Raw genomic sequence first — 20,642 nt, 5'->3', positions numbered from 1 at the left:
GCTTACGTAAATGCAGTATAAATAATAATAAGAAAACGAGGAAACTGTTAATCCATTACAGTTTCCTCGTTTTTTTTCATGGTCATTTCCAAATACTCCATGATTTTTCCCTTTGATTTTTCACCTGACAGATAAGCAATGGTTTGTCCATTTTTTTTAATTAGTAACACTGGTTTATTCTTATTTAAAGGATAGGCTGATTCATCAATTTCTTTCTCCGTTGCTTTGACCCCGCTAAACTCTTCGGGGTACTTCGCTTTCAAATCCAGAATGGCGTCCATATAAGCTGCTTTCTTATTGTTTTCCTCGTTTGGAAAAAACAAAACGTGGTAATCAGAAGGATTAAATGAAATAACATCCACTTCATTCGAGTTCTGACAGCCTGCTCCGAGAAATAAAATAAAAATGACAGGGACTATTAGTTTGCGGGAACTAATCTAAATCACCTTCCTCTAGGTGCATAAAAATATATAAATTTGTGAGCTTAAAAATAGTGTAACAAAAAAATCAGCAGCTGCTGGACATGTTATTTAACTGTTAACTAAATGAAAACAGTTTGTATATAGTTGTTAAGCAATAGAAATAAAAAGGACAAGGCTGACATTTTGCAGTCTAACCTTGTCCTTTATTTTATTTATTTTGCTTTCTCCTGACTTCAATTTCTTTTGCTTCTTCCCTGAATGATTTCATTAATGAGATAACAATTAATATCATAATAATCACAAATGGGAAGGCTGCGATAATGGAAGCAGTCTGCAGCGCTCCTAAACCACCTTGCCATAACAGTACAGCGGCAGTTGCAGATTGGATAATTCCCCAAATGAATTTTACAAGGTTTGGCGGATAAAGACTTCCATTTGTTGTTTGCATTCCCAGTACGAAAGTTGCCGAATCGGCAGATGTGATAAAGAATGTACTAATTAACAGGATAGCAATAACAGACATGATCGCGCCTAGCGGAAAGTGTTCCAATACTGCAAATAATGCAGTTTCCTCTCCAAGCTCATTTACATGTTGAATAATATTGGCGCCTTCAAAAAATTCCAGATTTATCGCGGATCCTCCAAATACAGAGAACCACAATGCACCAAAAATAGTAGGAACTAATAAAACTCCTGTCACAAATTCTCTAACTGTTCTGCCACGGGAGACACGGGCAATAAATGTTCCGACAAATGGCGCCCATGCAATCCACCAGGCCCAATAAAAAATAGTCCATCCATTAATCCAGCCTGCATTATCCTCATTAAATGGAGTCATTCGTAAACTCATGCTTGGCAGATTTTGTATATAGCTTCCAAGCGTATTTGTAAAGAAGTTCATGATATAACCTGTAGGCCCTAAGATTAACAGGAAGAGCATTAATGAAATTGCTAATACCAGGTTTGCATTACTCAGGTATTTTATTCCCTTATTCAGTCCTGTCATGGCTGAAGTCATGAACAAAACAGTTACAATGGCAATTATAACTAGCTCTAACATAATGGTTTGTTCTATTCCGAAGACAAAAGATAATCCCCCACTGATTTGTATGGCTCCAAATCCTAATGATGTTGCAACTCCGAATACAGTGGCAAATACCACAATTACATCAACAGCTGTTCCCCAGCCGCCTTTTATTTTATCGCCAAATAAAGGCTCCAGTATAGCACTTACAACTCCAGGTGTTTGCTTTCTGAATTTAAAATACGCGAGCGCTAGCGCAACAGTAGCGTAAATTGCCCAAGGATGGAGTCCCCAATGGAAAAAGCTGTATTGCATCGCTGCCTTTGCGGCTTCACTGGTTTCAGGATCCCCATATGGTGGTGTATGGAAATGAGAAAGTGGCTCTGCTGCACCCCAAAAAACTAATCCAATACCCATACCGGCACTGAAAAGCATGGCGAACCAAGTCATATATGAATATTCCGGCTTATCTCCAGGCCGTCCCAGTTTAATTCTTCCATATTTGGAAAAAATCAAATAGATGGCAAAAACCAGAAAACTGGAGGCACTAATTAAATAAAACCAGCCAAATTTATCAACAATAAAACCCTGGATGATAGTTGTCACATTGTTTAGATTCCCTTTGGGCAGTATGTCTGCAGGGATAATGCCCCAGATAATAAACAGGAAAACAATAATGGCTGAGATATAAAATACTTTTGTAACTTTTTTCATGTAATTATCCTTTCTATATAGATTTTTTGTAAAAATAAGCACATTTATGTATTTAAACATAGGTGACTGTTAGATTCAACCATTTAACGCTCTCGTTACTATTCCCTATCTGAAAAAATATAATGCTGTTTTTTAAAAAATATATCTGATGGGTTTTGTTTAAAATAGTGATTGTGGCGATTCTATGAATCTACTATAATAGAGTAATCACTATAGTACATCAGGAGGTAATTTAATGAAGAGAATAGTGATTGGTCTTTTTATATCAATTATTGTTCTTTCTGCTTGCAATGCAGAGGAGACATCCAGTAATGAGCAGGTTGAAAAAGAAACAGCAGAGGAGCCATCTGAAAAAGAAATCAAGGAAAATCCAGATAAAGAAGTCACGGATGAAGAAAAAGAAACAGCAGAGGAAACTGAAGAACCCTTGGAAGAAATAAATCCTAAATACAAAGTTTCAGAAAATTGGTCTATTATTCCAATGGAAGATGGAGTAAATGAAAAAGTAGTCCTTTTAACAATAGATGATGCACCTGATAACTATGCAGTGGACATGGCAGAAACATTAAAAGAGCTTGAAGTTAATGCTATTTTCTTTGTAAATGGACATTTTCTGGATACACCGGAAGAAGTGGAAAAACTTAGAAAAATCCATGACATGGGCTTTATCATAGGGAATCATACATACAATCACCCGTTATTATCTGATCTGTCTGAAGAAGAACAAAAAGAAGAAATTGTACAGTTAAATGATAGAGTTGAAGAAATTATCGGGGAACGTCCAACGTTCTTTCGTGCACCACATGGGGTTAATACTGACTTTTCCAAACAAGTTGCCGAAGCGGAAGGTATGACCTTGATGAATTGGTCTTATGGCTATGATTACTTTGAACCCTATAAGAATAAGGAAAAGCTTATTACAGCCATGGTAACTGGAGAAGGGCCGGAAGTAGATGTGCCATATTCATTACTGAAACCGGGAGCAAATTTATTAATGCATGACAGAGAATGGACGGCAGCAGCTCTTGAAGAAATCGTCAATGGATTACGTGATAAGGGATACGAAATGGTTGATCCAAAATTAATTCAAACTAAATAAAAGTATGAAGAAATCACCTGTTAGCCGTATGGCTATGAGGTGATTTTTTTTATACTGTCAAAAAAGAATTAACTATTAATATTGTACGCTTTTATAAAATAACATAAATTATTATTGTTACATACTATATAGGGGTTGAAAGTTTTAAAGTGTTATATTATAATATTCCTACGATAACATAATTCATAACAAAGGAGCTGGGCCAATTGGGAACAATCGTATGTCAGGATTGCCAGGAAGTAATTGAACATTTCGATGAAGAGAAGGTAACAACCCTGTATGGTACATGTCCATCCTGTGATAATAAAAAATAAATTTTGTTATTAAAGAAAGCGTTGTCTATAATGCATCGCTTTCTTTTTTTGCGTTGTATGTCATTGGCAAACTTAATCCCATAAATGATAGTATGGATGTAATGATACATAATGGGGGATGATTATATGAAGTGGGAGAACAGAGTAACAAAGCTGTTAGGGATTGATTTTCCAATAATTCAGGGTGGGTTAGCATACTTGGCATATGCAGATTTGGCGGCAGCAGTTTCAAATGCTGGTGGCCTTGGCCAAATCACAGCAATGAGCCTTCCTGATGCAGCTCATTTACGGGAAGAAATTAAAAAAGTGAAAACAATGACCGATAAACCTTTTGGAGTAAACTTTGCAATTGGTCAGCATGGCCGTCCATTTGAACATATGGTAGAAGTTGCGGTAGAAGAAAATGTACCAGTTGTTTCAGTGACAGGTGGAAACCCAAAACCAGTATTAGATATGGTAAAAGACCATGACATTAAGAAACTAGCCCTTGTTGCTGCCAGAAGACAGGCAGAGAAAGCGGAAGAATTAGGTGCAGATGCTGTAATGGTAGTTGGGCAGGAAGGCGGAGGGCATTTAGGCCGCGGAGATATTGGAACATTGGTATTAACTCCACAAGTGATTGACCATGTGTCTATTCCAGTAATTGCTTCAGGAGGCATTGTAGACGGCCGGGGTTTGATGGCATCATTGGCTCTTGGTGCTGAGGGAATCGAGATGGGTACAAGATTTATTGCTACAAAGGAATGTATAGATGCACACCAAACTTATAAACAGGCACTGCTTGATGCTGATGAAAATGCTACTGTCGTTATAAAACGTTCTATTGGTGCACCTGCAAGAGCTTTGAAAAATTCTTGGACCGAAGAAATATTGAATATAGAAAAACTGGAGCAGGGCTATGATTCTTTGAAGGATTTTATTAGTGGAGAGGCTAATAAAAGCTATATCCACCAAGGTAATGAAACTAAAGGATTTGGCTGGGCAGGCCAAGGAGCAGCAAGGATTCATGATATTCCAACCGTTGAAGAACTAATCAAGTCAATGATTGCAGAAGCTGAAAATATTAGACGAAAATGGGCACAGTAAGGAGTGCTGCGAAAATGAATTATCAGTATCCAATTGATGAGACATGGACAAAGGAAGAGATTATTGATGTGGTTAATTTCTTCAGTTTAATTGAAAAGGCCTACGAGAAAAATGTCTCACGAAAAGATTTGCTAGCTTTGTATAAAAGGTTTAAGGAAATAGTTCCAGGAAAAAGCGAAGAGAAAAAACTGTTTCAGGCTTTTGAGGAACAATCCAGTTACTCCAGCTATCATGTGGTGAAGAAAGCCAGAGAAACTGAAAAAAGTATCTTTAAAATGAAAGAAAGCAGTACCCACAAATAGGGTGCTGCTTTCTTTTATTGAATAAAAAAGTAAGTTAAAAATTTAAACTGAGAGATAGATGGAATCAGTTGAGAGATAGCTTCAGGAAATTGAGAGACAACACTAAATAGTTGGGAGATAAATACATGTTCCTTTGCTTATTTCACAACTTTTAACCAGTGTCTCTCAACTTTGCCGCTTAATCTCCCAGCTCTTATTTTTAATTCTTGAAAATAGACTGCATAGTCCAGTAGAAGCATTCTATAAACTCACTAACGTTTTTGTTCTTACTTGGCATTTAACGCCTTTTGGTAAAAAGGAATCAGTGTGTGAAACGTATTTTTTGCTGTTTCCAAAAATTTATCACCATCCAGAACACGCTCATCATTAACAGGAAGATGCTGCCCGATTAGGAATTCGGCTTTTTTTACATCGTGAAAACGTTGTACGTCTTTTAAGCTTAATTCTCTCAGTGGGATTGAATCTTTTTTCATATGATCCAGTGAAATGACGTATTGCTCAGGAAGCTGTTTTATTTCATCAAAACTTTTCACAAAGGATGCAGCGATTTCTTTTTTGTAATCTAGTTCGTAAATTAATGCCAGCCAAATAAATACATGATCATCAAATAAACCAACCTGAAAATGTGGATGTTTTTTATAGCCCCGTTTGTTATCTGCTATAGCCAGCCAGGTATCTTTCGGTGGATTAACGGTTCTTCTTGCATGTTTGGCGATATGTAAAAACATTTCATTTCCCAGCTGTGCAGATAGGTCATCTGCTAAATAACTGCCGATTATCTGAAATTTAGGCTGTATTCTGGTTTGGATTGCTTCCATTCTCGCCTCCAGTCCATCTATATGAAATGTATCAAAATCTTTTTTCCTGAATCCTTGAAATTCCATGTATGTCATCCTTTCCGGTAGTAGAACAATCCATATTATAATAATTATTATTAAGTATAAATGATTGTCAGTCAAGCGCTGAGACTTGCCTGCATTGTGTTAATACATAAAAAATGTTTAAAATGTTATTCGTTTGGGGAATGTTATTAAGTAAATAGCTTATTTGCAGGAAATATTGAACCAAATTGAGACATTAGGCATAACTATATAAAAAGGTGTTAAGAATCCATCGGAAAGGCTGTGAGCATTTTGAAATACGTAATGGAAGCACTAAGACGGAGAGAAGCACAGGAAAAGCTGCCTGTGATTCGAATGGAAATCGACTATGAGCTTGTAACACTTTATGATGCAATGCAAGCTGATGACAGGGTACAAATGATAAAAGCAAAAGAACGTCTGGAACAATTGAGATTGCAAATGGTTGAAATAGAAAATGAATAAATTTAAAATGACCCCGCTATATTTTCGTTATGGGTGAACGAAAATATAGCGGGGCCATTTTTTGAAGTCTGTTCCATGACTGTAACCTTTTCATTTGATACAATTATACTCAGAAATAATATTGGAGGACAACAAATGAATATGGAAGAAAGAACAAAGGTTTATAATCAGGCTAGAGAATGGGTACTTCAAGCAGGTGCAGTGATTAGAGATAAAATTAATGATCCCTTGACGATTGATACTAAATCCAACCCGAATGATCTTGTAACAACGATGGACAAGGATACCGAAGAGTTTTTTGTAACCAATATTAAATCGGAGTTTCCTGATCATTTTATATTAAGTGAAGAGGGTTTTGGAGATAACCTTACCAATATGGATGGAACTGTATGGATTATTGACCCTATTGACGGAACGATGAATTTTGTTCATCAGAAAAGAAATTTTGCTATATCTATTGGCATCTTTCATGACGGTATAGGAGAAATTGGTTTTATTTATGATGTAATGTCAGACATTCTGTACTGTGCAAAAAAAGGAGAAGGTGCTTACAAAAATGAGATGAGGCTGCTTCCGCTCAAGGAAAAAGTGAATATGGAAGAAGCGATACTTGGCATGAATCATTTTTGGCTCTGTTCCAATCGCTTAGTGGATGAGCAAACAATGCAGCAATTAGTCAAAACGGTTAGAGGCACCCGTACATATGGATCAGCAGCACTGGAATTTGCCTATGTAGCGGAGGGAATTGTTGATGGATACTTAACAATGAGTCTTGCTCCATGGGATATTGCAGCCGGAATCGTGATTGTTAATGAAGTAGGCGGCGTAACAACGAATATTGATGGGAAACAACTGGATATGCTGAGTAAAAATTCGGTTTTCACCTGTAACACAAGCATTCAAAAGAATATAGTAGACTTTTTACAAAAAGGAAGAAAGTGACTCCAGTCAAGGTGTCACTTTCTTCTTTTTTTTAGTGATATTCCATATCCCATGAATGCAAATCCAAGTATTATAAATAAGAGAACGAGCCAAATATTACGTAAGGCAATTGCTATGCCAACACTAAAAAACATGGCTATTACGAGTAAAGCTAATAATAGCATAGGAAAATTAATATTCTTCATTTGTACACCTCGATAAATAGTATATAGGAAAAGAGATTATTTATAAAGGCATTAACATAAATCTGGCATGATATAGAAAGATTTAGTATGATAATACATGAGCAATTTTTCATTCGCAGCATTAATGGGGGATACAGATGGATACGGACTTCAATCTTTTGTTTGACTTTATATTGGATAATTTTGGTACGGAAAATATTTTTTGGATTTTCTATGTACTTAATTTAATTTTCGGCGCAATTTCATTCAAGCTGGGATTCGCTAGAGAATTGTCTCTGCTGAAAAATATTTTTGTATATATTATGCTTGCTGCAGGGACCTTTGTTATAACGATTTTCAGTATATTTAAGTTACCTATTACGGAAAGTTTAATTATTATAGCAGCGGTACTAGCAATTTACAGATACAGATTGTATAAACAGAGGAAATCAAGAAACAAATAATCAAAAAAACGCCTGAAATGGCGTTTTTTTAAATTAGGTCATCTTTTTTCTTTTTTTCTTCATATAATTGGAATTTTCCGGTTGCATGACGCTGTTTCGTTTTTTCAGCAATTCGATCAAAGCAAGATTGACATAAATACATATGAATTTTTCTGTTTCGCAACCGTTTTGCTTCAAGAGAATAGTCGTCTATTCCTTCGATGTTGTCACAAATTACACATTTCACCTGCATACTTTCACCTCTATATAAATTATGTTAATAATCAATTTGATTAATAAAGTGTAACATAAAATCAGTAAAAATCTGAAATGAATAAGTATGTTTTATTCGAAAATAACAGGGGAACATAAATACAAACGATAAATGGAAAGGGAGATTCGATGAAGAAACGTTACATTGTATCTGCAGTAGGAGCGGCTGGTGCAACAGCTGCAACAGGTTATTTTATGAAAAATAAGGATAACAGAGAAAAAGTAAAAGAAAAAGTGAAGACTGCAACAAACAAAGTGAAAAACTACGGGAATGGCCTAAGTAAAACCTTTGAAGATGCCGGAAAACCGGATCAGTCATCAGAGAAAGATCTTGCACAATTGGAAAATGCGAAGATGGTCTCAGAGGGCTCCCAATTTGGTGTACAATATTACAATGAAAATAAAGAAGAAATGGAAAACGAAAAATAAATAAAAAAAGCTGGTTACAAGTGAAGAAGTCGCGCGATATCACAATTTCACTGGGATATCACGCGACTTTTCGGTTTGCTCGCACCACCTGCCATATTGTTGGAGATTTATCGATCATCCTGATGGTTTGATTGTTCTTCTTCGATATCGTTCAACTGCTTTTCATCTTCTTCTGGGATCACTTCTTTATTTTGATCCGGTTCTTCAGGCTGGTCTTCACCAATCGGAAAATCAGGCATGTACCTGCCGACAATTGCAGCAAGCTCATCAACAACTCCATGAACAGGATAGCCTTGTCGTATTTTGTTTCCCATTCCGCGAAGTCTTTCCATAATGTCGGCATCTGCTACAACTACTGCGGTTTTACCATATCGGTCATGCTGCAGTGCTTCCAACACAGAATATTTGATCGTACCAACTCTTGAACGGTCCAAATCCTTATCTACATCTATGCCAACTACTGCATAGGGACCGGCAACCACAGCTGCAGCATCATTTACATTTGGAATATCACTGGATAAACTAGCTAAATGATCGGCAATCTGGCTATTATTTAAATTTTGATCTTCAACAGGATCGGAATTCTTCACATTAATAATCCGATTATTGTTTTCCTCTTCAGTTGCTAATGAGTTTTCATCCTCTTGCTGACAACCAACTATAAAAAGTGAACAAGCTAACAATATTATACTTAAACGAATTTTCATTCAGCACTCCTCCTAAATAACATCCGATACCGTTATTTTGGATAGAATACAATAAAATATACTAAGGAACAAAAAGACTGTTACCAATTGCAGGTAACAGCACAATACCAATGTTATTTAATAATCAATTTTTTAATGTTTTTGATCGGATTTTCTTTATTTGAACCATCTTTATAATATAAATGCACCGGTCCATCTTCTTTTAAGGGCTTTCCATCAATTGCGAACAGAAAATAACTGTTTTTAAGCTCTCTGAGTGAAATAGTAACTTCATTATCATCTAATTCTAAAGTTACTTCGCTGGCGTCTGGTTTTACTTCTGCATTATTTATGAAATCATCAAGCGGCATGACATAGGAACTTTTTAAAATTTTTTCGCGCTCAAACTTTTTAATACTTCGATTAACCGGGGGTTTGGCAATTTGAAAAACTTCTTTATTGTATCTCTCTGAAGCTTTTTCAAGTTCATCTGTTTCTTCATTCTGATCTGTATGTTCTTTAAATGCTTCTTCCAACAAAATTTTTCTATCATCAAAAATCCAGACAGTAGGGTCCAGTGTAATCGGATATGTAACATTTCCAATAATAGGAATAATCATTATTTCACCTCTTCTTATATATCTTTCCTTAGGATAGCAGACTTGATAAAATATTTCACTTGTTCGGATTAAAATTTCTTCATATTTTATTTGCTTTTTTTTCTTTCAAACGATAATATAATAGAGAAGAAAGTCTTTTTAACGGAGGGGATAGATTAATGCCGGAGGTTACTATAACTCATCGTGAAAAAGCCCATGCCCTTCTTAAGGCTGATGCTGATAAAATTTTGCGGCTGATAGAAGTTCAAATTGAAAACCTGACAATGCCACAATGCCCTGTATATGAAGAAGTTCTTGATACACAAATGTTCGGCTTATCAAGAGAAATCGATTTTGCAGTCCGATTGAATCTAATCAGTGAAGATGAAGGTGCAATACTTCTTACGAATTTGGAAAAGAAGCTTAATATACTTCATGAAGCAGCACAAAAGTCTGTTTAACATAATAGGTTCATGTCAATTGGCGTTAATTAATTACAAGCAAAAACTTTGCCGACATAAAAACTGGCAAGGTTTTTTTGTATACTGGATGGGAACGGATGAAAAATGAAATACATTTCATGAAATAAAAATATGATACACTATTTAAAATAATGTGTTATACTAATTAAAATTTCTATTTTCATCTTTACTTAAATTATAAAGAGCGGGGAGAAGTAAGATGATACAGAAATTAAAAAACTATGATTTTACGCTAATTATTACACCAATACTTTTAACTGCTTTTGGAATCGTAATGATCTACAGTGCAAGCATGGTTGTTGCTGTTGTCCAGGGGCATGAGAGTACATATTATCTTGTAAGACAGTCGATGTGGTTTTCTCTTGGATTGGCAGTATTTATATTTGGAAGTGTTTTTCCATATAAATATTATCAGAAATTAATGAAGTTTATTATTTTAGGAATTGTCATACTGCTAATTGGCGTATTGGCATTTGGCAGTGACGCTAATAATGCCAGGTCATGGTTTCGTTTTGGACCAATAGGTTTACAACCTGCAGAATTTGCAAAATTGGGTTTGATTTTGTATCTTGCCTCGGTTTATTCAAAGAAACAGGCATATATTCAAGAATTCAGCAAAGGGGTTTTACCTCCACTGGTATTAACAGGATTTGTATTAAGCCTGATTATGATGCAGCCTGATATTGGAACTGCATCCATTATATTCTTAATCGCCTGTTCTATAATATTCAGTTCAGGTATTCGTTTCAAACACCTGTTTATACTAATTGTCCTTGGTGTTGGTCTAATTCTGCTTGCTATCCCTTACATGGTTACAGATGAGCGCCTTTCCAGATTTACAGGTGCTTATCAGCCCTTTCAAACACCTGAATCAGATGGATATCAGCTAATCCAGTCTTATCTTGCAATTGGAGTTGGCGGGATAACAGGTGAAGGCTTAGGGCAAAGTGTCCAAAAATTGGGTTATTTAATGGAAGCACATACTGACTTCATTATGGCTATTATTGCCGAAGAACTAGGATTTATTGGTGTTGTCATTGTAATAGGAATGCTGGCTATTATTGTTTTAAGGGGAATTTTTATTTCACGTAAATGTCAAGACAGCTTTGGCTCATTATTAGCAATAGGCATATCCTCAATGATAGGTATACAGGCTTTTATTAATTTAGGTGCAATCAGCGGCTTGCTGCCAATCACAGGTGTTCCATTACCATTCGTTAGTTATGGAGGGTCTTCCCTTCTCGTGTTAATGCTATCGGTGGGAATTTTAAATAATATAGCAATGACTGTTAAAAAAAGAGAGAATGAACCAGTCAACTCAGAAGAAAAAACAGAAACAAAAGCTATGAACTATAACAGAGGAGGAAAAACATGGCAGAATTTAATAAAATAAATAAGGTGCTAGTTGCAAATAGAGGGGAAATAGCTATAAGAGTTTTTCGGGCTTGTACCGAACTGAATATTCGTACTGTTGCTGTCTATTCTAAAGAGGACACTGAGGCGTATCATCGTTTTAAAGCAGATGAAGCGTATTTAATCGGACAAGGAAAAAAGCCAATTGATGCATATCTCGATATTGAAGGTATACTTGAGCTTGCAAAAAGCGTAGGTGTAGATGCAATACACCCAGGATATGGTTTTCTTTCCGAAAATATTCAGTTTGCCAAAAGGTGTGAAGAGGAAGGAATCATTTTTATTGGTCCAACAAGTGAACATTTAAGTATGTTTGGTGATAAAGTAAAAGCCAGAACACAGGCTGAGAATGCACAGATTCCGGTTATTCCGGGAACTGATGGCCCAGTTTCATCTGTTTCAGAAGTAAGGACATTCGGAAGGGAACATGGCTATCCGATCATTATTAAAGCCTCACTGGGTGGCGGTGGTCGTGGTATGCGAATCGTCCGAAGTGAAAAAGGGCTGGAGGAAGCTTATGACCGTGCAAAATCCGAGGCAAGAGCAGCCTTTGGCAATGATGAAATATATGTGGAAAAGCTAATTGAAAATCCAAAACATATTGAAGTTCAAATCATCGGGGATAATGATGGAAACATTATTCATTTATACGAAAGAGACTGTTCTGTACAGCGCAGGCATCAGAAGGTTGTAGAAGTTGCTCCGAGTATGTCTCTTACTGAGGAACTGAGAATGCAGATATGTGATGCTGCAGTGAACCTGATGAAAAATGTGAACTATATCAATGCAGGAACTGTAGAGTTTTTAGTAACGGATAATCAATTTTACTTTATTGAGGTAAATCCACGTGTTCAGGTAGAACATACAATAACAGAAATGATCACAGGTATAGATATTGTTCAGACACAAATTAAAGTTGCTCAGGGTGAAAATCTTCACAATGATTCAATAGGAATTCCTGCACAGGAAGAGATTAATACAGTCGGTTATGCTATTCAGTCACGTGTAACAACAGAAGATCCATTAAATAACTTTATGCCAGATACAGGGAAAATCATGGCGTATCGAACAGGTGGTGGCTTTGGAGTCCGTCTCGATGCAGGGAATGGCTTCCAGGGTGCGGTAATCTCACCACACTATGATTCATTGCTTGTTAAAGTATCCACATGGGCTTTAACTTTTGAACAAGCTGCACATAAAATGGTCCGAAATTTGAAGGAATTCAGAATCCGCGGAATAAAAACAAATATTCCTTTTCTTGAAAATGTTATTATGCATGAACAATTCTTATCAAGTGAGTATGATACTACCTTTATCGATAAAACACCAGAACTGTTTGTTTTCCCAAAAAGAAAAGATCGTGGTACCAAAATGCTCACATATATTGGAAACACAACAATAAATGGTGTCGAGGGATTGGCCCAAAAGACAAAACCAAATTTTGACCAATTGGAAATTCCAAAAATTGATCAGTTGGAAGAAATACCAGCGGGAACAAAACAAATTCTTGATGAACATGGCCCTGAAGGCCTCGCAAAATGGCTGAAGGAGCAGAAAGAGGTTCTTTTAACAGACACTACTTTCCGAGATGCGCATCAGTCATTGCTGGCAACCCGTGTTCGAACAAAAGATTTGCTGCAAATTGCAGAACCTACCGCAAGACTGCTGCCAAATCTGTTTTCTATGGAAATGTGGGGAGGAGCGACCTTTGATGTTGCCTATCGTTTCCTGAAAGAGGATCCATGGGAAAGACTATTAAAGCTAAGAAAGAAAATGCCAAATATCTTATTCCAGATGCTCCTGCGCTCAAGCAATGCAGTGGGATACAAAAACTACCCGGATAATTTAATAACAGAATTCGTTGAGAAAAGCGCAAATGCAGGTATTGACGTCTTTCGGATCTTCGACAGTTTAAACTGGGTGGAAGGTATGAAGCTTGCGATTGAATCAGTAAGAGAAAACAATAAAATTGCTGAGGCTTCCATGTGCTATACAGGAGATATACTGGATGTGGGACGATCCAAATATGATTTGTCCTATTATAAAAACCTGGCAAAGGAGCTTGAAAATTCTGGTGCACATATTTTAGGAATTAAAGATATGGCAGGATTATTAAAACCGGAAGCTGCATACCAGTTGATTTCGAGTTTAAAAGAAACAGTTGATCTTCCAATACATCTTCATACACATGATACGAGTGGAAACGGTATTTACATGTATTCACGTGCGATTGAAGCTGGAGTAGATGTGGTAGATGTAGCTGCGGCTCCTATGGCAGGCCTGACCTCGCAGCCAAGTGCGCAGACTTTATATCATGCACTTGAAGCTACAGAACGCCAGCCGAAAATAAATGTAGACAATTATGAAAAACTATCACATTACTGGGAAGGCATCAGAGAATATTATCAGGATTTTGAAAGTGGAATGAAAGCACCGCATACAGAGATATATTTTCATGAAATGCCTGGTGGACAATACAGTAATTTGAAACAGCAGGCAAAAGCAGTCGGACTTGGAGATCGCTGGAATGAAGTGAAAACAATGTTCAGACAAGTGAATGACATGTTTGGAGATGTAATCAAAGTAACACCATCTTCAAAAGTGGTTGGTGACATGACCCTGTTTATGGTACAAAATAATTTAACTGAAGATGATGTTTATGAGCGTGGGGAAACAATAGATTTTCCTGATTCGGTAATTGAATTCGCGCAAGGGTATATCGGGCAGCCTTATCAAGGATTTCCAAAAGAGCTTCAGCGTATTATTTTGAAAGGGAAAAAGGCTATTACAGTTCGTCCGGGTGAACTGCTGAAACCGATTGATTTCCTGCAATTGAGAAACTCTTTATTCAATTCACTGGATAGACAGGTTACAAGCTTTGATTTAATTTCACATGCTTTATATCCAAAAGTATTTATGGACTATCAAAAATTTTATGAAGCTTATGGGGATGTATCTGTCCTTGATACCCCAACCTTTTTCTATGGTATGAATCTTGGGGAAGAAATTGAGGTAGAAATTGAACAGGGTAAAACACTGATTGTAAAATTGGTTTCTATTTCTGAACCGAAGGAAGATGGAACTAGGGTAATCTATTTCGAATTAAACGGACAGACACGAGAGATCGTTGTAAAAGATGATCGTATCGAGTCTCAAATTTCCAGTCGTCCAAAAGTAGACAAAAACAATGATAAGCAGATCGGCGCAACAATGCCGGGAACTGTAATTGAGGTAAGCTGCCGTGCAGGGGAGAAGGTCAATAAAGGAGACCATCTTTTAATTACGGAAGCAATGAAAATGGAAACAACTGTGCAGGCTCCTTTTTCAGGTGAAATTAAAGATATTCACGTAAGCAGCGGAGATGCAATAGCAGTCGATGATCTTCTGATAGAATTTAAGTAAGCAAAGTAAAAACAGGCCTCAAGTTAGTTCTGAGGCCTGTTTTTTATTTTACATAAATTTTATTCAATAGAAGCAAAGGTTCCGGCAGCTTCATTTTTTGTATTTACATTCTTTTGTTTTTCTGTTTGCAATATTTCCTTTTCATATTTTGCACTTCTGGAAGATAGGAGTACAAAATAACTCATCATACCAAAGAAACATGAAATAACCAATGCATGAAGTAATGCAACTCCAAGATTAAGCATTGTAAAAATAATCATTGCACCAAAGAATACCTGTGAAATAATAAGCGAAGCTGTTATGATAAATCCCCAGAACATAATCCGGCTGCTGCGGTAATTTTTCATTATTTTTATAAATAATGAGATAGTCCAGATAAAAAGAATACCTGCTGCGAGCCGATGTCCCATTTGTATCCATTGTTCAAAACTGTAATCTGCAAAAGCCAGGGGTGAATTGTTCGTACAGAACGGCCAGTCCCCGCAAACCAGGTTTGCCTCCGTATGGCGTACCAACGCACCGGTATAAACAACCATTAGTGTATAAATAGAAAGTGCATAGATTTCAATTCTATGTTTTCTGTGTATAAATAAGGACTTTGCATCGAATTTTTTATCGATTTCAAAAATGAGCAGCATCAAGAGAAAAACGGATGCAAATGAAATTAAAGAAATTCCAAAATGTGCTGCTAAAAAGAAATCAGATTGTCCCCATAATACTGCGCCTGCTCCGATTAATGCCTGTATTACTAAAAAGAAAACAGATATAAATGAAAGAAATTTAACTTCCCGTACATGTCCAATTTTTTTCCAGGCCAGTACTGCCAGCAATGTAACGAGGATGCCTACAGCCGCTGTAACTAGTCTGTGGCTTAACTCAACTACTAACTCAAAGGTTATTACGGAAGGTATAATTTCGCCTTCGCACAATGGCCAGCTGTTGCCACACCCATCAGCCGAACCTGTCTTTGTAACAAGCGCTCCACCAAGCAGCAGGAGCAGCATGCCGATCGTGGCCGTTACAGATAACCATTTTAAATGTTTAATCATTTATATAGCCTCACTTCATGATTTGAATATAAAATAGCTTTACTTTAAATCCATAATAATATTATACTTTAACATATTGCAATGAAATAAGTGCAGAAAGTGACAAATGACACACAATTGTTATACTAACATGATTTATTACTATTTTCACGGTGTAAAACATAAAAAACTCTTGCAAAGTTGGGCTTAGTTTGCTAGAAATAGTGTAGGGGATATTTGCTATGCTTTGTGTCTCTATGTCTTAATTGACAACATTTCTACATAATTCCGCTTTACTTTAATGGGGCTTTCATGCCTTTTATTTATTTTAACAATTTCTTCGCAAATTCGACACAATTTGAGAAATGAATAAAGTGAAATGGCGTCATGTAGGAAATTAGATTGAAAAACAATTCCATGATACAATTGGAATAATAGACGAGGTTACTTTCGGGAATAATAATTATCCAGTGCTATTATAAAGGAATAACCTTGATTTTATTATGCCTTTTGTAGGGCGCGAAGGGGGGAAACAAGCGATGAACGAGGTGGAGACATCCACATCACAAGTTATTGGCACCGCAGCTGTTCCAAAAAGTAAAAGTACTGCAATAATCAGTGATCTAAAGTCACTGGTGAAAATAGGAATTGTAAATTCCAATCTGATAACCACTTTTACGGGATTCTGGTTAGCACTCTATTTTACCAACGCTTCTTTTATGGGAAATTGGGATATTCTATTATTAACAATGGCTGGCAGTGCATTAGTAATAGCCGGCGGATGCATACTAAATAACTGGTATGATGTCGACATTGACCCGGTAATGTCAAGAACAAAAAGCCGTCCGACTGTTACAGGGAACTTTTCATTACATACCGTGCTGGCACTTGGCATAGGATCCACAGCTACTGGTTTAATTCTGTTATTATTTACGACAGTCCAGGCAACACTTATTGCCTTCTTTGGCTGGTTTGTATATGTAGTGTTATATACAATGTGGGCAAAACGAAGATATACACTTAACACTGCCATTGGAAGTTTTTCAGGTGCAGTTCCACCGTTAATTGGATGGACAGCTATTGACCCCAATCTTCATATCGTCCCTGTAGGATTGTTTCTCGTCATGTTTATTTGGCAAACACCACACTTCCTTGCATTAGCAATGAAGAAAACAAAAGAATACAAAGCAGCAGGAGTTCCAATGCTCCCTGTAGTACATGGGTTTGAATTTACAAAACGGCAAATTGTAATCTATATTGCCTGTCTGTTGCCACTGCCTTTTTATCTGGCATCACTTGGTACAGTATTTGTCGTTATAGCTACACTACTGAACGTAGGCTGGCTAATTCTGGGTATTAGAGGCTTCTTTATGAAAAATGATTTGAAATGGGCAAACAGAATATTTATTTATTCATTAAATTACCTGACGATATTATTTGTACTTATGGTTATCGTAACATTGCCTATTTTCAGCTGATTATTGTCCTTAAATAAAAAAATATATAAGGAATCAACAAGGAGAAAGAGAGGTATAAACACATGAAAGGTTGGATGGGAAAATTTAAGAGCCTGTTCCTGTTAACTTCACTGGCAATTATTTTAGCTGGTTGCGGCAGGGAAAATTTAACTGCTCTTGTACCAAAGGGTTATGGTGCAGAGTCTTCCATGAATTTAATTATTCTTTCAACAATAGTTATGACGTTTGTTTTAGTCATCGTTATAATTGTGTATGTAATTGCTTTAATTCGCTTCCGCAGAAAAAAGGGGCAGGAAAATTTCATACCAAAGCAAGTTGAAGGTAATAAAACGCTGGAAACTGTTTGGACAGTAATACCAATTATATTAGTACTTATTCTTGCTGTTCCAACTGTTGCGGCTACATTTGATTTAGCTGATGACACGAATGCAAGTGAACATATTAATATTGATATTACAGGTAATCAGTACTGGTGGCATTTCGACTATGCAAATGAGGAAATTCAAACCAGTCAGGATATATATATCCCAACAGGTGAAAAGGTCTATTTAAATATGCTTTCATCCGATGTTATTCACTCATTTTGGGTGCCTAGTATTTCAGGGAAGATGGATGTAAACCCGGAAAACGTGAATACAATGTACATTGAAGCATATGAAGAAGGCGTATACTGGGGTAAATGTGCTGAATTTTGCGGCCCATCACATTCATTAATGGACTTTAAAGTAATTGCGGTAAGTCCTGAAGAATATGAACAATGGGTCGGGGACATGCAAAGTGTTGATCCAGAAGCAGAACCACAGGACGCAGTTGCTCAAGATGGTAAAGCTGCGTTTGAAGAAAACAGCTGTATGGGCTGTCATGCAATAGGATCTTCTCCGGCAGCAGTTGGCCCAAATCTTACCAACTTCGGTGACCGCAGCAAAATTGCAGGATTTCTTGATCCAACAAAAGAAAATCTTGTTGACTGGCTGATGGATCCTGAAGCAATTAAACCAGGCAATAAAATGACTGGTAATTATCCTGATCTTTCTGAAGAGGAAGCAAATAGTATTGCAGAATATTTATTGCAATTACAGCCTTCTGAAATAACTCCTGAGAGTGCAGGGAATTAATATATATAAACACATAGGGATGGTACATGTAAAAGGGAGGTTTATGTCTTGAGTATAGCAGCTACTCAAAAAAGAGGTTTCGGTTCCTTTCTGTGGGATTATTTAACTACTGTTGACCATAAAAAAATAGCGCATTTGTATTTATTTGGTGGTGGTTTCTTTTTCCTGCTTGGTGGATTGGAAGCTATGTTTATAAGGATTCAATTAATCAAACCTGAAAATGATTTTTTAAGTGCAGGTTTGTACAATGAAATGATAACAATGCATGGTACTACAATGATTTTTCTTGCAGCCATGCCGTTATTACTCGGTTTAATGAACGCGGTTATGCCTTTGCAAATCGGGGCACGTGACGTTGCATTTCCATTTTTAAATTCATTAGGTTTCTGGTTATTTATGTTTGGTGGAATTCTACTGAACTGCAGCTGGTTTTTAGGTGGAGCTCCTGATGCAGGATGGACATCATATGCACCACTGTCCATTCAGTCACCTGGACATGGTGTTGATTTCTATGTTTTAGGTCTGCAGATATCTGGGGCAGGAACATTAATAGGGGGTATTAACTTCCTGGTAACAGTTGTTACAATGCGTGCTCCTGGTATGACTTACATGCGTATGCCGTTATTTACCTGGGCTACTTTCATTACAAGTGTTCTGATTTTATTCGCTTTTCCTGCATTAACAGTTGGTTTATTCCTGTTGATGTTTGACCGTATGTTTGGCTCAGCATTTTTTGATGTAGCATTGGGCGGTAATTCGATCATTTGGCAACATTTATTCTGGATTTTTGGTCACCCGGAAGTATATATTTTGATTTTACCTGCTTTTGGATTATTCAGTGACATATTTTCCACTTTCTCAAGAAAAAGATTATTCGGTTATACTGCAATGGTCTTTGCAACGATGCTGATTGCATTTTTAGGGTTTATGGTATGGGCCCACCATATGTTTACTGTTGGTTTAGGTCCTGTTGCAAACTCAATTTTTGCTATCGCAACAATGGCAATTGCTGTACCTACCGGGATAAAGATATTCAACTGGCTTGCAACAATGTGGGGTGGAAGTATTGAGATTAACTCTGCAATGTTATGGTCATTAGGTTTTATTCCAACATTTACAATTGGTGGTATGACGGGAGTTATGCTAGGTTCATCTGTAGCAGACTATCAGTACCATGACACATATTTCGTAGTTGCTCACTTTCACTATGTAATTGTTGGTGGAACGGTGTTTGGAATTCTGGCAGGTCTCCATTACTGGTGGCCAAAAATGTTTGGCAGAATACTGAATGAAATGATGGGTAAAATTTCTTTTTGGATATTCTTTATTGGTTTCCATTTAACGTTCTTTGTACAGCATTTCCTGGGATTGATGGGTATGCCTCGTCGTTATTGGGTATTTCTTGAAGATCAGGGATTAGACATGGGTAACTTGGTAAGTACAATCGGTGCGTTTTTCATGGCGGTTGGTGTTATTGTATTTCTAATTAACATCATTTACACCGCAGTCAAGGGTGAAAAGCCTGGGGACGATCCATGGGGTGGCCGTACATTGGAATGGGCTACAGCATCACCACCTGTTTATTATAACTTTAAACAGCTTCCACTGGTCCGTGGATTGGATCCTTTATGGATTGAAAAAACGGAAGGTAAAGGAAAAATGACCCCAGCTGAACCAGTGGGTGACATTCATATGCCAAATAGTTCTATCTTACCGTTTATGATGGGATTAGGCTTCTTTATCGCTGGAATTGGTTTCATCTTCCAGGTTGATCATAGCGCATGGTTAATTGCTGTATATGCAGGAATGGCAACAGCTATCGGATCAATGCTGATCAGATCACTTAAAGATGACCATGGCTACCATATACACAAAGAAGAACTCGAAAGGGAGGCTGACTAA

General features: G+C 36.9%; 22 protein-coding genes. 14 read left to right on the top strand and 8 right to left on the bottom strand.

Translation table 11 applies throughout. The features are described from left to right. Window positions 1-47: 47 nt before the first annotated feature. Together CIL03_RS04740 and CIL03_RS04735 are read right to left on the bottom strand one after the other, a co-directional pair. Complete coding sequence (locus CIL03_RS04740) at window positions 48-281, bottom strand: thioredoxin domain-containing protein (protein ID WP_133087809.1); 234 nt, start codon at window positions 279-281, stop codon at window positions 48-50. 349 nt (window positions 282-630) lie between these two features. Then, window positions 631-2,160 carry a glycine betaine uptake BCCT transporter gene (locus tag CIL03_RS04735; RefSeq protein ID WP_094884050.1) on the bottom strand — a complete coding sequence of 510 codons (1,530 nt, stop codon included), beginning with the start codon at window positions 2,158-2,160 and terminating at the stop codon, window positions 631-633. Window positions 2,161-2,395: 235 nt separating this feature from the next. On the opposite strand from CIL03_RS04735, the gene CIL03_RS04730 reads away from it, so the two are divergent. From CIL03_RS04730 to CIL03_RS04715, 4 genes are all read left to right on the top strand, one after another. Then, complete coding sequence (locus tag CIL03_RS04730; RefSeq protein ID WP_094884049.1) at window positions 2,396-3,259, top strand: polysaccharide deacetylase family protein; 864 nt, start codon at window positions 2,396-2,398, stop codon at window positions 3,257-3,259. A gap of 206 nt (window positions 3,260-3,465) precedes the next feature. Continuing rightward, entirely contained in the window at window positions 3,466-3,573 is a 108-nt protein-coding gene (locus tag CIL03_RS04725) for a GapA-binding peptide SR1P (RefSeq protein WP_094884048.1), read from the top strand. A gap of 126 nt (window positions 3,574-3,699) precedes the next feature. Next, window positions 3,700-4,659, top strand: a complete 960-nt coding sequence (locus tag CIL03_RS04720) for an NAD(P)H-dependent flavin oxidoreductase (protein WP_094884047.1) — start codon at window positions 3,700-3,702, stop codon at window positions 4,657-4,659. A 14-nt stretch (window positions 4,660-4,673) separates the two neighbouring features. Then, a complete protein-coding gene (locus CIL03_RS04715; RefSeq protein WP_094884046.1) occupies window positions 4,674-4,961 on the top strand; it encodes a UPF0223 family protein in 288 nt (95 codons plus the stop codon). Window positions 4,962-5,227: 266 nt separating this feature from the next. On the opposite strand, the gene CIL03_RS04710 is transcribed toward CIL03_RS04715, so the two are convergent. Continuing rightward, the gene (locus CIL03_RS04710) at window positions 5,228-5,845 is read right to left on the bottom strand and encodes a YktB family protein (RefSeq protein WP_094884045.1); all 618 of its coding nucleotides are present in this window, start codon (window positions 5,843-5,845) and stop codon (window positions 5,228-5,230) included. Window positions 5,846-6,094: 249 nt separating this feature from the next. Between CIL03_RS04710 and CIL03_RS04705 the strand changes: the two genes are divergently transcribed. Both CIL03_RS04705 and CIL03_RS04700 read left to right on the top strand, forming a co-directional pair. Then, on the top strand, window positions 6,095-6,286 hold the full coding sequence (locus tag CIL03_RS04705) for a hypothetical protein (protein WP_094884044.1): 192 nt from the start codon (window positions 6,095-6,097) through the stop codon (window positions 6,284-6,286). Between the two features lie 135 nt (window positions 6,287-6,421). Continuing rightward, a complete protein-coding gene (locus tag CIL03_RS04700) occupies window positions 6,422-7,228 on the top strand; it encodes an inositol monophosphatase family protein (protein WP_094884043.1) in 807 nt (268 codons plus the stop codon). Between the two features lie 14 nt (window positions 7,229-7,242). On the opposite strand, the gene CIL03_RS19745 is transcribed toward CIL03_RS04700, so the two are convergent. Further along, window positions 7,243-7,413, bottom strand: a complete 171-nt coding sequence (locus tag CIL03_RS19745; RefSeq protein WP_165767891.1) for a DUF5325 family protein — start codon at window positions 7,411-7,413, stop codon at window positions 7,243-7,245. 137 nt (window positions 7,414-7,550) lie between these two features. Here CIL03_RS19745 and CIL03_RS04695 point away from each other — a divergent pair, with 137 nt between their 5' ends. Continuing rightward, window positions 7,551-7,856, top strand: a complete 306-nt coding sequence (locus CIL03_RS04695) for a YlaH-like family protein (protein ID WP_094884042.1) — start codon at window positions 7,551-7,553, stop codon at window positions 7,854-7,856. Window positions 7,857-7,884: 28 nt separating this feature from the next. Here CIL03_RS04695 and CIL03_RS04690 read toward each other — a convergent pair whose 3' ends face one another. Then, window positions 7,885-8,088: a YlaI family protein gene (locus CIL03_RS04690; protein ID WP_094884041.1), complete on the bottom strand. Its 204-nt coding sequence runs from the start codon at window positions 8,086-8,088 to the stop codon at window positions 7,885-7,887. A 149-nt stretch (window positions 8,089-8,237) separates the two neighbouring features. Between CIL03_RS04690 and CIL03_RS04685 the strand changes: the two genes are divergently transcribed. Beyond that, complete coding sequence (locus CIL03_RS04685; RefSeq protein ID WP_094884040.1) at window positions 8,238-8,537, top strand: hypothetical protein; 300 nt, start codon at window positions 8,238-8,240, stop codon at window positions 8,535-8,537. Between the two features lie 107 nt (window positions 8,538-8,644). On the opposite strand, the gene CIL03_RS04680 is transcribed toward CIL03_RS04685, so the two are convergent. Beyond that, window positions 8,645-9,244: a YhcN/YlaJ family sporulation lipoprotein gene (locus CIL03_RS04680; protein WP_094884039.1), complete on the bottom strand. Its 600-nt coding sequence runs from the start codon at window positions 9,242-9,244 to the stop codon at window positions 8,645-8,647. 113 nt (window positions 9,245-9,357) lie between these two features. Further along, on the bottom strand, window positions 9,358-9,843 hold the full coding sequence (locus tag CIL03_RS04675) for a hypothetical protein (protein WP_094884038.1): 486 nt from the start codon (window positions 9,841-9,843) through the stop codon (window positions 9,358-9,360). Window positions 9,844-10,001: 158 nt separating this feature from the next. Here CIL03_RS04675 and CIL03_RS04670 point away from each other — a divergent pair, with 158 nt between their 5' ends. From CIL03_RS04670 to pyc, 3 genes are all read left to right on the top strand, one after another. Continuing rightward, on the top strand, window positions 10,002-10,283 hold the full coding sequence (locus CIL03_RS04670; protein ID WP_094884037.1) for an Fpa/YlaN family protein: 282 nt from the start codon (window positions 10,002-10,004) through the stop codon (window positions 10,281-10,283). Between the two features lie 220 nt (window positions 10,284-10,503). Beyond that, entirely contained in the window at window positions 10,504-11,697 is a 1,194-nt protein-coding gene (ftsW, locus tag CIL03_RS04665; protein WP_094884036.1) for a putative lipid II flippase FtsW, read from the top strand. After that, a complete protein-coding gene (pyc, locus tag CIL03_RS04660; protein WP_094884035.1) occupies window positions 11,676-15,119 on the top strand; it encodes a pyruvate carboxylase in 3,444 nt (1,147 codons plus the stop codon). Before ftsW ends, pyc begins: the two co-directional genes overlap by 22 nt. A 59-nt stretch (window positions 15,120-15,178) precedes the next feature. Here pyc and CIL03_RS04655 read toward each other — a convergent pair whose 3' ends face one another. Continuing rightward, window positions 15,179-16,168: a COX15/CtaA family protein gene (locus tag CIL03_RS04655; protein WP_094884034.1), complete on the bottom strand. Its 990-nt coding sequence runs from the start codon at window positions 16,166-16,168 to the stop codon at window positions 15,179-15,181. A 518-nt stretch (window positions 16,169-16,686) separates the two neighbouring features. On the opposite strand from CIL03_RS04655, the gene cyoE reads away from it, so the two are divergent. From cyoE to ctaD, 3 genes are all read left to right on the top strand, one after another. After that, the gene (gene cyoE, locus CIL03_RS04650) at window positions 16,687-17,625 is read left to right on the top strand and encodes a heme o synthase (RefSeq protein ID WP_094884033.1); all 939 of its coding nucleotides are present in this window, start codon (window positions 16,687-16,689) and stop codon (window positions 17,623-17,625) included. Window positions 17,626-17,687: 62 nt separating this feature from the next. Continuing rightward, window positions 17,688-18,740, top strand: a complete 1,053-nt coding sequence (gene coxB, locus CIL03_RS04645; RefSeq protein WP_094884032.1) for a cytochrome c oxidase subunit II — start codon at window positions 17,688-17,690, stop codon at window positions 18,738-18,740. Window positions 18,741-18,788: 48 nt separating this feature from the next. Beyond that, the gene (ctaD, locus tag CIL03_RS04640; RefSeq protein ID WP_094884031.1) at window positions 18,789-20,642 is read left to right on the top strand and encodes a cytochrome c oxidase subunit I; all 1,854 of its coding nucleotides are present in this window, start codon (window positions 18,789-18,791) and stop codon (window positions 20,640-20,642) included.

This window comes from Virgibacillus indicus, assembly GCF_002266285.1.
GTDB classification, from domain to species: Bacteria; Bacillota; Bacilli; order Bacillales; family Amphibacillaceae; genus Virgibacillus_K; species Virgibacillus_K indicus.
This window is presented reverse-complemented; position numbering and strand designations above follow the sequence as displayed.

Coding starts and splice junctions, on each gene's coding strand:
- cyoE (WP_094884033.1), top strand. CDS start 16,687: ATGAACGAGGTGGAGACATCCACATCACAAGTTATTGGCACCGCAGCT.
- CIL03_RS04690 (WP_094884041.1), bottom strand. CDS start 8,088: ATGCAGGTGAAATGTGTAATTTGTGACAACATCGAAGGAATAGACGAC.
- CIL03_RS04700 (WP_094884043.1), top strand. CDS start 6,422: ATGAATATGGAAGAAAGAACAAAGGTTTATAATCAGGCTAGAGAATGG.
- CIL03_RS04675 (WP_094884038.1), bottom strand. CDS start 9,843: ATGATTATTCCTATTATTGGAAATGTTACATATCCGATTACACTGGAC.
- coxB (WP_094884032.1), top strand. CDS start 17,688: ATGAAAGGTTGGATGGGAAAATTTAAGAGCCTGTTCCTGTTAACTTCA.
- CIL03_RS19745 (WP_165767891.1), bottom strand. CDS start 7,413: ATGAAGAATATTAATTTTCCTATGCTATTATTAGCTTTACTCGTAATA.
- CIL03_RS04720 (WP_094884047.1), top strand. CDS start 3,700: ATGAAGTGGGAGAACAGAGTAACAAAGCTGTTAGGGATTGATTTTCCA.
- CIL03_RS04685 (WP_094884040.1), top strand. CDS start 8,238: ATGAAGAAACGTTACATTGTATCTGCAGTAGGAGCGGCTGGTGCAACA.
- CIL03_RS04735 (WP_094884050.1), bottom strand. CDS start 2,160: ATGAAAAAAGTTACAAAAGTATTTTATATCTCAGCCATTATTGTTTTC.
- CIL03_RS04715 (WP_094884046.1), top strand. CDS start 4,674: ATGAATTATCAGTATCCAATTGATGAGACATGGACAAAGGAAGAGATT.
- CIL03_RS04710 (WP_094884045.1), bottom strand. CDS start 5,845: ATGGAATTTCAAGGATTCAGGAAAAAAGATTTTGATACATTTCATATA.
- CIL03_RS04695 (WP_094884042.1), top strand. CDS start 7,551: ATGGATACGGACTTCAATCTTTTGTTTGACTTTATATTGGATAATTTT.
- pyc (WP_094884035.1), top strand. CDS start 11,676: ATGGCAGAATTTAATAAAATAAATAAGGTGCTAGTTGCAAATAGAGGG.
- CIL03_RS04655 (WP_094884034.1), bottom strand. CDS start 16,168: ATGATTAAACATTTAAAATGGTTATCTGTAACGGCCACGATCGGCATG.
- CIL03_RS04670 (WP_094884037.1), top strand. CDS start 10,002: ATGCCGGAGGTTACTATAACTCATCGTGAAAAAGCCCATGCCCTTCTT.
- ftsW (WP_094884036.1), top strand. CDS start 10,504: ATGATACAGAAATTAAAAAACTATGATTTTACGCTAATTATTACACCA.
- CIL03_RS04730 (WP_094884049.1), top strand. CDS start 2,396: ATGAAGAGAATAGTGATTGGTCTTTTTATATCAATTATTGTTCTTTCT.
- CIL03_RS04740 (WP_133087809.1), bottom strand. CDS start 281: ATGGACGCCATTCTGGATTTGAAAGCGAAGTACCCCGAAGAGTTTAGC.
- CIL03_RS04680 (WP_094884039.1), bottom strand. CDS start 9,244: ATGAAAATTCGTTTAAGTATAATATTGTTAGCTTGTTCACTTTTTATA.